13 protein-coding genes are annotated in these 12,320 nt (G+C 60.6%); 3 read left to right on the top strand and 10 right to left on the bottom strand.

Annotated elements, in window-relative coordinates; translation table 11 throughout:
• Positions 1–462 precede the first annotated feature (462 nt).
• Entirely contained in the window at positions 463–903 is a 441-nt protein-coding gene (locus tag MA07_RS29525; protein WP_152568773.1) for a hypothetical protein, read from the top strand.
• Positions 904–972: 69 nt separating this feature from the next.
• On the opposite strand, the gene MA07_RS07980 is transcribed toward MA07_RS29525, so the two are convergent.
• On the bottom strand, positions 973–2,130 hold the full coding sequence (locus tag MA07_RS07980) for an iron-containing alcohol dehydrogenase (RefSeq protein ID WP_036348991.1): 1,158 nt from the start codon (positions 2,128–2,130) through the stop codon (positions 973–975).
• Between the two features lie 364 nt (positions 2,131–2,494).
• On the opposite strand from MA07_RS07980, the gene MA07_RS07975 reads away from it, so the two are divergent.
• Both MA07_RS07975 and MA07_RS07970 read left to right on the top strand, forming a co-directional pair.
• Positions 2,495–3,244: an SDR family oxidoreductase gene (locus MA07_RS07975; protein WP_036348987.1), complete on the top strand. Its 750-nt coding sequence runs from the start codon at positions 2,495–2,497 to the stop codon at positions 3,242–3,244.
• Positions 3,245–3,273: 29 nt separating this feature from the next.
• Positions 3,274–3,819, top strand: coding sequence for a 2,4'-dihydroxyacetophenone dioxygenase family protein (locus tag MA07_RS07970; protein WP_036348985.1), 546 nt, complete (start codon positions 3,274–3,276; stop codon positions 3,817–3,819).
• Between the two features lie 30 nt (positions 3,820–3,849).
• Here MA07_RS07970 and MA07_RS07965 read toward each other — a convergent pair whose 3' ends face one another.
• The 9 genes from MA07_RS07965 to MA07_RS07925 all read right to left on the bottom strand — a co-directional run bounded on the left by MA07_RS07965 (position 3,850) and on the right by MA07_RS07925 (position 12,313).
• The gene (locus MA07_RS07965; RefSeq protein WP_036348982.1) at positions 3,850–5,349 is read right to left on the bottom strand and encodes a tripartite tricarboxylate transporter permease; all 1,500 of its coding nucleotides are present in this window, start codon (positions 5,347–5,349) and stop codon (positions 3,850–3,852) included.
• A gap of 12 nt (positions 5,350–5,361) precedes the next feature.
• Positions 5,362–5,820, bottom strand: a complete 459-nt coding sequence (locus MA07_RS07960; RefSeq protein WP_036348978.1) for a tripartite tricarboxylate transporter TctB family protein — start codon at positions 5,818–5,820, stop codon at positions 5,362–5,364.
• 11 nt (positions 5,821–5,831) lie between these two features.
• Positions 5,832–6,806 (bottom strand): tripartite tricarboxylate transporter substrate binding protein, encoded by a 975-nt coding sequence (locus MA07_RS07955; protein ID WP_036348975.1) that lies wholly within the window; start codon positions 6,804–6,806, stop codon positions 5,832–5,834.
• 142 nt (positions 6,807–6,948) lie between these two features.
• Entirely contained in the window at positions 6,949–7,428 is a 480-nt protein-coding gene (locus tag MA07_RS07950) for a DUF2938 domain-containing protein (protein WP_036348973.1), read from the bottom strand.
• Positions 7,429–7,465: 37 nt separating this feature from the next.
• Positions 7,466–8,254, bottom strand: coding sequence for an SDR family NAD(P)-dependent oxidoreductase (locus MA07_RS07945; RefSeq protein ID WP_200879337.1), 789 nt, complete (start codon positions 8,252–8,254; stop codon positions 7,466–7,468).
• On the bottom strand, positions 8,251–9,570 hold the full coding sequence (locus MA07_RS07940; RefSeq protein WP_036348971.1) for a TRAP transporter large permease: 1,320 nt from the start codon (positions 9,568–9,570) through the stop codon (positions 8,251–8,253). Before MA07_RS07940 ends, MA07_RS07945 begins: the two co-directional genes overlap by 4 nt.
• Positions 9,567–10,079, bottom strand: a complete 513-nt coding sequence (locus MA07_RS07935; RefSeq protein WP_036348968.1) for a TRAP transporter small permease — start codon at positions 10,077–10,079, stop codon at positions 9,567–9,569. Before MA07_RS07935 ends, MA07_RS07940 begins: the two co-directional genes overlap by 4 nt.
• A gap of 83 nt (positions 10,080–10,162) precedes the next feature.
• Complete coding sequence (locus MA07_RS07930) at positions 10,163–11,152, bottom strand: TRAP transporter substrate-binding protein (protein WP_036348966.1); 990 nt, start codon at positions 11,150–11,152, stop codon at positions 10,163–10,165.
• Positions 11,153–11,422: 270 nt separating this feature from the next.
• On the bottom strand, positions 11,423–12,313 hold the full coding sequence (locus tag MA07_RS07925; protein ID WP_036348963.1) for an NAD(P)-dependent oxidoreductase: 891 nt from the start codon (positions 12,311–12,313) through the stop codon (positions 11,423–11,425).
• Positions 12,314–12,320: the final 7 nt, after the last annotated feature.

The following is a 12,320-nucleotide window of genomic DNA, read 5'->3' as shown; positions in this document are numbered from 1 at the left end:
CCAATCCTGCCCGTGAACCACACCCGCCCCAACAACAATATTTCAATTTGAACTTATCTTTAGGGCAATATGCCTTGTGGGTCGAGCCAGTTAAATGCCCAGCAGGCAACAAACGGAGCCGGTGCCGAGCCAATCTGCGGGACAGATCATATTTTAAACGACTGGAAAACGAGGATGGCTGGGGCGCCAGTATTCTAAGCTGAGCCGTAATAGTCCGCTAAGTCATTGAAACCGCCTGCCTTCGTGCTGCACGGGATGAGCGTGTGTAGCACCTTTTTGTGCCCCCCAAGGGCAACGCTTAGAGCTCCTCCGGCTTGGTAGAGCCTCATGTTCCATATCCGAAGGGTGTGATCTCAGCCGCTTCTGACGAGCCCGCGTTTAACCAAGGGTGATCATAAAACGGCCGCGGATGTCGTTGATGGCGTTGCGCCTCATATCCAGCCCGACAGGGAGGCAGAGACTTTGAGCGCCGGCTTCATCACCACCGCGATCATCCTGGTCGTCGGGTATGTCATCCTCTCCAAGGTTATTGGCCTTGCCATTCGCCTCGTCATTCCCGTGGTCCTGATCCTGGTTTTGGTTGGCGCCACCCTCTCGGGCCTCCTGCCGGATCACACACCGGAGCGTTATCCGGCAGATCAACCAGTGCCGTATACCCGAGCGCAGGAGCGTCCCGCCGACATTGGCGACCTCCGCCTGCGTGACCTTGCCGACATCACAGTGGGTGCTGCCCGATCCGTCCTGCAGGGGATGTTGGCCCTCCTCGATGGTAACGCCGGGCATCGGGCCAAGCCGGAACCGCGTTGGATCGACCAGCGGCAGCCCCGGCAGGGCGAGGTTCATGAGGCTCCGACCGATTTCGACGATGTCCCGCACCACGGGGGAAGACGGCAGGGCTGGTAGGTATCTTCCTGATAAGCCTCCTCTCTGACCAAACCTTGACCGGACGGCTAGAAAGGTGCGGTGGGTGGATTAGGCACCCGGTTTAAGTGGGGTCCCTTCATAGGCCGTCTCGAGGATCGCCCGGTAATCCGCCTCGCCGGCGCGACGAGGATTGGTCGCGGAGGAGTGATCCTCAGTCGCGCTTTTTGCGATCAGGGCAAAGCTGTCCCGCGGCACCCCCATCTCAGCCAGCGTTGCCGGCATGCCGAGCCGCAGGTTGAGACTGCGGACGTAATCCGCCAGATCAACGCAGTCATTGAGGCCCAACCGTTGGCGAATCGTAGCGTATTTTGCCTCGGCATGGCTCCTGTTGAACTCAAGCACGTAGAGCAGCAGCACCGCATTGAGTGTCCCATGATGCAGCGACACCTGCTTCAGACCTCCGAGAGGATGCGAGAGGGCATGGACGGCGCCCAGGCCCTTCTGAAACGTCAGACCTCCCTCAAGCGCGGCCATCATCATCTCATGCCGGGCTGTGCGATCTGACCCCTGGTCCACCGCCCGTTCGATATTGCCGACGGCACGAACCAGACCGTCGAGCGCGATGGCCTCTGCCGGTGGGTTGAAGCGTGGGCTGAGGAAGGTCTCGATGCAATGGGTGATCGCATCCATTCCGGTCGCCGCCGTCAATGCCGGGGGCAGCCCGAGCGTGAGATCCGGGTCGCAGATGGCGCGCTTCGGGATGAGATGGGGAGAGATAAATCCGAGCTTTCGGCCATCCTCCAAGGTGATCAGGGCCGCCCGGCCGACCTCGCTGCCTGTCCCGGCCGTGATTGGAATGGCGATGAGCGGGGCCACGGCCGCTGAGATCTTAGGAATTCCGCCAAGAATCGCCGCATACTGCTCCAAAGGTCCATCGTGGGTCGACAGAAGAGCCACACCCTTGGCCAGATCGATCGGGGAGCCGCCCCCGATGGCAATCAGGCCGCCGCAGCCATGGGAACGGTAGAGATCCAGCGCAGCCATCACTGCGCTCTCCGTGGGGTTCGTGGGCGTACCGGCGAAGACCGGAATGTGCTGCCCTGCAGAGAGAACACCTATCAGGCGATCGACCAAGCCGACGCGCGAGATTCCCGCATCGGTAACGATGAGGGGCATTCTGATTCCAAGCTCCCGCAAATCGTTGCCGACGTCCGACAGGGCGCCGGCTTGGAACCGAATGGTGGTCAAATAGGAGATCAAAGACATCCCTGCTCCTCCGTTCCGGTTGCGTTGGGAGCGTCCGCAGGCAACATTCTGCCGCAGCGCGCCCCTGCTTCAGGTCCAGCATCACGCGAAAGCGCCCATCAGATCAATCCACTTTGATTCGAGGTAACATCTGATGTGGAGCGACTTGAAATCCTCCCTCGCGATGTCCGAGCATCGGCGTTACGTTGCACCTGTATCTGCGGGCCGAACACCACGACCACTCCGGCAATTCTCCATGTGAGTTGCCTGACGCCCTCGGCAATGGCCAATGCCCCCTGGTAGAGTTTACTTGGCTACACCTATTCAAGCACTATGTTTCGAACCTAGCCGAGCATCTGACCAATATCCTGGAGAGAACAGCGGCATGCCGATCACTGATGCTTTTGCCCCTCGTCTGTTCAACGGCCAAACCGTTCTGATCACGGGCGGCACAAGCGGAATCGGCCTTGCCTGCGCTAGGGCCTTCCGAGACTTGGGCGCCGATGTCACGGCGACAGGAGCGAGCGAACCCGAGCGGATGCGAGCGGCGGACGACGAGACCAATGCAGGGATCTCGTTTACGGCTCTCGACGTCCGTGATGGTCGGTCAATCGACCACCTGCTCACGCAGTTCAACCGCTTGGATGTCCTAGTCAATGCCGCAGGCGTAATCCGCCGTGACATGGAGCACGAACCGGAGGTCTTTGCAGACGTCATCTCAGTCAACCTGACTGGTGCCATGCGGGTCTGCTCCGCGGCGAAAGCAAAGCTGCTCGAAACCAAGGGCTCGGTGGTCAACGTCGCGTCCATGCTCACCTTCTTCGGCGGTCCCCGGGTTCCTGCCTACAGCGCCTCGAAAGGCGGCGTCGGCCAGCTGACCAAGAGCCTCGCCGCCGCATGGGCGGCCGACGGCATCCGCGTCAATGCCGTCGCACCGGGCTGGATCGCGACGCCTCTCACGCAGGCACTCCAGGACGATCCCGAGCGCAGCCGCCCAATCCTCTCCCGCACGCCTATGGGCCGCTGGGGCACCCCGGAGGAAGTGGCTGGCGGCGCCGTCTTCCTGGCCTCGCCCGCGGCTCGGTTCGTGACGGGAGCCATCCTGGCCATCGATGGCGGTTATCTGACCATGTAAATACAGCAGAGCCCACAGGAGCAGATCGGATGTCCAGCTCAGAGACCACCTCCCCCGTTGCACCGGTAAACGACAAGTGGGTGCCCTACCGGCATCCGCAGCCGAAGGACTCCCCGCCGGAGCTCGTAGTCCCGAACGCCATTCCGACAGACGAACGGATCTGGGTTCCTGTAGAGGAGAACGTGTGGTTCCGCCCGCTGCTCCTTGCAGCTTCGCGCGGATACTGGATGAACCTTCTGCGCGTACGAAAGTCAGGCGTGCTCTCGCGCCACCGCCATCCGCAACCGGTGCATGCGTTCGTGTTGAAGGGAGAATGGCGGTATCTCGAGCATGACTGGGTTGCGACCGAGGGCTCCTATGCCTACGAGGCTCCCGGTGAGACGCATACGCTCGTCGTCGATCCGCACGTCGAGGAGATGATCACCCTGTTCCAGGTGAACGGCGCCATGATCTATGTCGATCCGGATGGCAATGCGACCGGCTTCGACGACGCCTTCACCCGCATCGAGAAGTGCCGGGCACATTATGCGAAGAACGGCCTCGGCGCCGACTACATCGATCAGTTCATTCGCTGAGATCGAGCTTATTCCCATTCATCGGAGGCGTCAGCCCTCCCGCGGAATGGCGGCCTGCCGGGAGCGCAGCGCCGCCAGCAGCACCGGCACGAACCAGACGAGCAGCGTGGCCACTCCGAGCCCGGCCGCGATGGGCCGCTCGAAGAACGCCAGGAAGCTCCCATCCGACTTGATCATGGAGGTCACGAAGTTTTCCTCAAGCATCGGGCCGAGCACAATGCCAAGGATGCAGGGAGCGACCGGAATGTCGTTCTCCTCCATCAGGAAGCCGAGCACGCCGAAAACCAGCATCACGGCCACGCCGAAGGCGGAGTTGTTGATGGCGAAGGCGCCCACGATGCAGAACATGAGGATGCACGGCATCAGGATCTCGCGCGGGATGCGCAGGATGGTCCGGGCCCCTTTGATGGCGGCCCAGCCCAGGGGCAGCATCACGAGATTGGCAAGAATGAAGATGATGAACACCGCGTAGATGTACTGCGGGTTCTCCAGGAAGATCGTCGGTCCCGGGTTCATGTTCTTCAGATAGAGCACGCCGATGACGACGGCGGTGATGCTGTCGCCCGGGATGCCGAAGACAAGCGCCGGTACCCAAGCGCCCGCCAGGGCCGCATTGTTCGCCGACGTGCTCTCGACGATGCCTTCCACGTGTCCTTTCCCGAACTTTTCGGGTGTTCGGGACAGCTTCTTGCTGACGGCATAGCTCACCCAGGCCGCGATATCAGCGCCTGCGCCCGGCAAGGCGCCGATGATCGTGCCCAGCACGTTTCCGCGCACCTGCTGGCGCCAGTACTGCACGATCATCCGGCCCCAGCCCCGGAAGAGATTGCCTACGACGGCCTGCGGCGTGGCTTGCACGCTGCGCGAGATCACGAACCGGAACACCTCGGACACGGCGAAAAGGCCGATCATCGCGGCGATAAAGTTTACACCTCCGGTGAGCTCGGTGTTTCCGAAGGTGAAACGGGGCACGCCGGCAGGATTGTTCAGCCCGATGGTCGAGACGAAGAGGCCAATAAACAGGCTGACGAAGCCTTTGACCGGCGACGCCGTGCCGATGAACACGGCGCAGGTGAGCCCGAGCAGGGCCAACCAGAAATACTCGAAGGAACTGAACTGCAGGGCGACTTCGGCGAGAGCCGGAGCGGACAGGATCAGCACGACTGTCCCAAACAATCCACCGATAACGGAGAAAAGCAGGTTTGCGCCAAGCGCGATCTCTCCTTCCCCGTTGCGGGTCATCGTGTAGGCCTCGTCGGTGTAGGCCGCCGAGGCGGGGGTTCCCGGAATGCGCAGCAGCGTACCCGGAATATCTCCGGCGAAAATCGCCATGGCGGAACAGGTCACCATGGCCCCCACCGCGGGGACGGGATCCATGAAGAAGGTCACCGGAACGAGCAGCGCAATTGCCATCGTCGCGGTCAGGCCCGGAATCGCGCCGACGACGAGCCCGAATATGGCCGCGAGCAGGATGGTCACCAGCACGGACGGCTGGAACACGAGGCCGAAAGCGGTCGTGATCGCACTCATGGCATCACCGGGTCAGGGCCCAAGGAGCCCGAGTGGCAGGGGAACCCGCAGCAGGCCGCCGAAAGTCTGCTGGATCAGCATCGTTGTAGCGATCGCAGCCGCTGCGGCGATCCACCAGCGCACTCTCATCATCATCAGAAAGATGAGGAGGACAAGGATCGAAACCGGGACGAAACCAATCGTTGACGCGGTCAGGATGTAGGTCATGACCAGACCGACGACGACTGCCAGCTTCGTCCAGGAATGGTGCGTGCGCGCCCAATCGCTCCAGACCACCGCGCCCTGCCAGTGCCGCAGTCCCGAAGCGACAAGCAGGACGCCGCACCCGCCAAGGCCCACGGCAATGAGCATGGGGAAGACAGCTGCGCCGTATTCCTGTCCCGGAATGGCCGGAAGCGTCCTCGCATAAGCGAATGTCACAATCGCAAAGGCGAGGAGCAGGATCCCGATTACCGCATCATTGACGCGCATCGGAACGACCTCTACTTGGCGAGTCCGACCTTCTTCATCACGGCTCCGAGATCCTCGTCGCTCTTCCTCCAGAATTGCAGGAACTCGTCGCCGGCCGCGAACTTCACACCAAAGCCCCGCTGGCTCATGAAGTCGTTGTACTCTTTGCTCTTGTAGATCTTGTCCAGCGCTTCGGTGAGCCGTTTCGTAACGTCCTCGGGCATGCCCTTCGGCCCGACGATGCCGCGCCAGGCGCCGATAGCCCACTTGCTGCCGGTCTCCTCCTCCAGCGTCGGAACATTCGGGAAGGCCGGGTTACGCTCGGGGTTCATGATGGCAAGGCTCTTGACGCGACCGGCATCGATGAGTGAGCGCGCCTCCGGCAGGGAGCTGGGGACGATCTCGACGCCGCCCGCAACCAGATCCTGCAGCCCGGGCGCAGCACCCTGGCTCGGCACCCACCGTACCGTGCTGGGATCAATGTTGAGACTATCGAGCATACCGGCAATACCGAGATGCCAGATGCCGCCCTGCCCCGTGCCCGAGGCTTTGAACTTGCCCGGGTTCTTTTTGATGTCCTCGACCAGATCCTTCACGGTCTTGTAGGGCGCATCAGCGCGTACCTGCACGCCGGCGGGATCGAGGTTCATCAGCGCAATCGGCGTATAGTCCTTGTAGCCGCGCTCGGTGAGCCCCTGCCAATGCAGCATCCCGATTTCCACCGTAGCCAGCCCCAAGGTATAGCCGTCCGGAGCCGCTGCCGCGATCGCCTCGTGCCCGACGACGCCGCTGCCGCCGGTCCGGTTGACGACATTGACTGGTTGACCGAGCTCCTTCTCGAGCAGCGAGCCGATGATACGGGCTGTCGCATCCGTCCCGCCTCCAGCGGCCCAGGGCACAATGATGGTGATCGGCCGTTCAGGATAAGCTGCCCAGGCGGACCCGGCAGCAGCAGCGAGCGAAAGGGCAGCAGCAGCGAATGTCTTCAGGAAATTACGGCGTAGCATTCTTTCCTCCCAATATGCCGGCTCCTTGTTCTGGTGGAGTCGGTCTTTGACTGACGTTGAGTCACAGAATGATTATTGACCAATCTGACTTGTTTTCCACCTCCTGTCGCCTGGTGTTGAACCAGATCCTGAACGTGCCGTCCTAACGGATGAGCAGGGCGCTCCCGTAGAGCCCAAGTCCGAAAACCACATGGCCTGCGATGTTGATGGCCCTGACCTGTCGGGCGTTGGGACGCTTGGATGCCGCGATGCCGGCGCCCATGCCGGGCTGCAGCAGAAACCAGCCGGCTCCCACGGTGACGAGGCCCAATGCCAATGCGGGCGCCAGGCTCGGTGCCGCAGGCCAGTCCGGGCGGGCGAGGGCCAGGAGCAAACCCGCATAGACGATGCCAACCGCATAATGGCCCAGCCAGCCAACCGCGTGCTCATGAGGAAAGGGGGGCGCGAGCGCGATATCGTCGTGAAAGACCTTGCCTTCCGCAATGTGACAGAACCAGCGCCCCACCAGTTTCCAGTTCGGCGCGGGAATACTGAAGAACCGCTGCAGGAAGAGCGCCCACATGTCGAGTAAGGCAGTTGCGCCAATTCCGATGAGAACTGTGCGATAGAAAAATTCGATCATCTGTCAGCACCTGCTCCTATCCCCTCGCGGGGCGCATCTACGGCATGTACTGCCCGCCATTCACCTCCATGATCTGGCCGGTGACATACCCACTGAGGCGGTCCGAGGCGAGGTAAAGGAAGGCGCCGACGCAATCCTCCGCAGTGCCGAGTCGATCCATGGGAATGGTGGCCTGCATTGCGGCCAACTGCTCTGGAGTCGAATAGCGTTCATGGAAGGGGGTCATGATGACGCCCGGAGAAACCGCGTTCACGCGGACGCCATCCTTGACGAGTTCCTTCGCCCAGCCCCGCGTTGCTACCGAGATGAAGCCTTTCGCCGCCGCGTAGATGACCGAGCCTGGTCCGCCGCCATGACGGGCCGCAATCGACGAGACATTGATGATGGAGCCGCTGCGCTGCGCCCGCATATGGGATGCCCCCTCTCGCACGAAGCGCACGACCTGATTGACATTCAGCGCGAGCACCGCATCGACATACTCGTCCGTATAATCCTGGACCGGCGTTCGTTTAACCAGGCCGCCGGCGTTGTTGATGAGGACATCCAGGCGGCCAAAGTGTTCAACGGTATCGGCCACAACCCGTGTGGCCGCCTCGGGCTCGGTCACATCGGCTTGGATCAGAAATGCCTCCCCGCCGGCGGCCTGAACCTCTTCGGCGACTTGCCGTGCCGGGGTCTCGCTCGCGTTGTAGTGAATCGCCACGTGTGCCTTGCTGCGCCCGAACGCAATGGCTGCCGCCGCTCCGATGCCGGTGCTCGCGCCGCTGATGAGGACGACCTTCCCAGCAAGGTCTGGAATGCTGGGATAAACCTCGGATGATGTCATTGCAGGAACTCTGGTGAGATGAGGCTTGGAAGGAAAAGAACAAGGTCAGGCCACAGGATGATCAACACGAGCACCAGGAGCATTGGCACCAACATGATGAGAACATCCTTCAGGACGTCGTAGAGACGCATCTCAGCGATCGAGCACGCGATGAGCAGGCAGAGGCCATAGGGTGGCGTGATGAGGCCGAAAGCCAGCGAGACAATCCCGATCATCGCAAACTGCACCGGATCCATACCGACCGATTGGGTGAGCGGCTGAAGGATCGTCCCCACGATGATGATGGCTGGAATCGCATCAAGAAAGCACCCGACGACGAGGAAGGTCGCCGCAACCAGGAAGCCCATGCCGATCTGGCTCAGATCCCAGGACGAGACGTTCGCAAGGATCGCCTGCGGGATTTTGTAATAAGCGAGGAGCCATCCGAAGGCGCTGGCAGTTCCAACGCAGAAGAGTGCAATCGAGGCGAAGCGACCAGTGTCGAGAAGAGCTTCGTAGAAGGCGCGAAATGTCATCTGCCGGTAGTAGAGAACACTCAGGAATGTCGCATAAAGGACAGCGATGCATGCGGATTCCGTGGCTGTGAACCAGCCGAAGACCTTGCCGCCGATGATAATGAGCGGCGTCATCAGCGCGGGGATAGAGACCACTAGGCCGCGTCCAAACTCCAGCCAGGTGGCGCGCGGATAGGTCGGATAACCGCGCATCTTCGCATAGGCATGCACGGTCGCCATCTGTGCAAAGGCGATCAGCGCGCCAGGAATGACGCCCGCAAGGAAGAGCGCGCCGATGGAGGTGGTGAGAACACCGCCCCAGATGATCATGAGAATCGACGGCGGGATAATGACGGCCAGCACTGAGGATACGGCTGTGATCGCAACGGAGAAGCTGTCGTCGTATCCCTCCTGGCGCTGTGCATCAATGAAGATTTTTGACTGACTGGCTGCATCCGCAGTGGAGGAGCCGGAGATGCCGGCGAAGAAGAAGGATAGGACGACATTGATCTGGGCAAGCCCACCCGGAAAGTGGCCGACTATCGCCCGCGAGAGCCGCAGCAGCTGCTTCGTGATGCCGCCGCCGTTCATCAGGTTCGCCGTTAGGAGGAAGAACGGCACTGCGAGCAGAATAAACGAGTTATAGGCGTTGAAGGTCTCCTGGAGGAGCGTCATCGCCGACAGGCGTGGCTCTATCAGAAGGATAGGCAAGCATGCGAGCGCAAGGGAGAACGCGACCGGCACGCGCAGGAACAAGCAGAGGAAGAAGAGGCCGAACAGGATCGTAGCAGCCTGCCCCGAGGAAAGGATGGAGCCGGTCATGCGGATTTCCCAGAGAGGATGCGGATGTCATCGTAGGCCTGCTCCCCTAGGAACAGGAGCCAGCTTAACCCGGCGATCGGCCAAGCGATATGAATGATCCAAAGCGGCAACTCGGCCAGCTCGGATATCCTGTACCAGGCGAACTCGGTGAACTCGACACCCATCCAGAGAAACACGAAGGCGATGATGCTGATTCCTGCTCGGGCGACCAGGCGCAGCGCCGCATTCGGTTTTGCCGATAGCAATGGCCACATGTCGACCTCGAAGTGCTTGCTTTCGCGCACTCCGACGATGGCGCCGATCATGATGGTCCAGACGAACAGCAGGCGAGCCATCTCCTCGGTCCAGATCCAATGCGGCAGAAAGGGGAGAAAGCGTGCGAAAACCTGCAGAGTGACAGGGACGATCAGGATCAGGATTGAAATGGCAAGAATGATGCAAAGGAACCTATGATAAAGCGCAGATACTTTGCGCCATACACCGGGCTGATCGTAACTCGCGTCAGTCATGGCTGCCTCTCCGGTTCAATCTCCGTCGATACGGGAGGGCTGCTGGACAAGTCCGGCCAGCAGCCCAGCGACGTCCTGCAGCCTCACTTGATGGCGTTGATCTTGGCCAGTATCTCCTCCGCACCGATCTCCTTAGCGTAGGCAGCAAGCACCGGATCGACTGCGGCCTTCATTGCATCACGGTCAGCAAACGGCACACGTTTCAGCTTGCCCGCGCTTTCCAGCGCCTCGAGCTTTGCGGTGTCCTCGCTTGACTCGATCTGACGCCCGTGAGCGCCAGCCTCCTTACCCGCCTTCGCGACGCAATCCTGCAACTCGGTCGGCAGTTTGCGGAAGGTCTTGCCTGAGAACACGATGGGACGGATCGTGATCGCGTGCTGCGTCATCACGAGTTGCGGTGCGACCTCGAAGAAGCGCATCTGCTCGACCCCCGCGGCCTCGTTCTCGCCTGCTTCGATGACGCCATTCTGAATGCCATTATAGACCTCGTTATAGGCGATGACGGTTGGCGCCATGCCCACGGCCTGAAATGTACGGCTCCAGATCGGAGCGCCCTGAACGCGGACTTTCAGGTTCTTCAGCCCCTCCATGTTCCCGAGCGGCTTCGTCGCAAAGATATTTCGGATACCTCCGCCGGCATACCCCACCAGCATCACGTCGGCTCGTTTTCCGATCTCGTCCGCGATGGGTTTCAGAAGGTCCTGGTCCAACACTGCGTTCCAGTGATCCAGATCGCGGAACAGGAATGGAGCGTCGATGAAAGGAGCCGCCTTTGAAAAGGTCGACATATGCGCTGGCGACACAACGGCGAAATCCACCGCTCGCCCTTGTGACATGTATTCGAAATACTGCTTCTCCAATCCCAGTTCGCTGTTCTTATGGAGCACGATGTTGAGCGGTTTGCCGTAGCAGGACTTGAGGAGCTCTCCGAATTTCGCCAGAGATTTCGTGAAGGCATGATCGTCGTTGAACTGGGATGCGCCGTGTAGCTCGATGGCTGGCTGTGCGTAGGCGCCCGAAATGCTGAGAGCAAATCCTACGCCGAGAAATCCCGCGGTAAGTATCTTTCTCATATTCCTTCCCTCCCTCATGGCCCTCTGGCGGAGCTCATGTCAATATACTGCAAGGCAACAGAATACTTTTCAATACTGGCGCGGCATGAACTTTCACATTTCGCAAAGTTAGCCTCATTGAGTACTTCGAATTTACATTGTGACGGGCTATCATACACAATGAGTCATCACTTCCCTCTGACGATGCTCGCAGAAGGTTTTTGAAGGATCTGGAGAGTCCAGATCAGTTGGCGTTGTGTCTAGTGCATACCTCCAATTCGGGCGGACTGCTCAGCCCCGCGTGCGGCCATCCAACCGCGTGAGTACGTCTGTCAGATACGGCACCAGCTTATGGCCGTGCCCCAGTCCATAGGCCAGAGTCAGAGTCTGCAGGACGGCGGGACCCACAAGCCCCACCGTCTTGGCAGCATTCGCCATGGCGATGAAGTAGCTGAGATCCTTTCGAGCATTGGCGATGGCAAACTGCAGCCGACTTGCATCGCCCTCAAGTACGTAGGGCATGATCATCTGGAACATCGCGCTGTTCGCCCCGCCTGCGGAGACCAGGTCGTACAGGGCCTTCGGATCCACTCCTGTCGCGCGGGCGGTCGCCACTGCCTCTGCGACAACGCTCGCATGGCTCATCGCCATGAAGTTGTTGATGAGCTTGATCTTATGCCCCGCGCCCAACTCCCCGACCCGAAATACGTTCTCGGCGAAGCACTTTAGAATAGGCAGGATCTCGTCGAACAGTTCCGGGTTGGCGCCGACCATAACGTTGAGCCGCCCCTCTTGCGCCTCCTTCGGCGTTCGCGCCAGCGGCGCATCGGCAAAACGCAGGCCTCTGGCATGATAATCCGCAGCGATCTTGAGCGTCGACACGGGGTTGGCCGTAGAGGTATCGATGTGAATGAACCCTTCGCGCGCACCGGCAAGCATGCCGTCGTCGCCATAGACGATACCTTCGACATCCTCCGAAGTGGGAACGCAGGTGAGGACGATTTCGGTAGCGGCCGCCAGCTCACGTGGGGTTTTCGCCTCCGTGGCTCCGCGAGCGATGAGGTCGTCCACTCGCTCACGGCTACGATTGGCCAGGATAGTAAGCGCGTGCCCCTTTTCAATGAGGTTCCTCGCCATGCCGTGGCCCATGAGTCCTATGCCGATGAAGCCTATACTTGTCATGATCGTA

Source organism: Microvirga sp. BSC39 (assembly GCF_000739015.1).
GTDB lineage: Bacteria > Pseudomonadota > Alphaproteobacteria > Rhizobiales > Beijerinckiaceae > Microvirga.
Note: the sequence above shows the minus strand (reverse complement) of the source record. Positions and strands in the feature narration are given on the sequence as shown.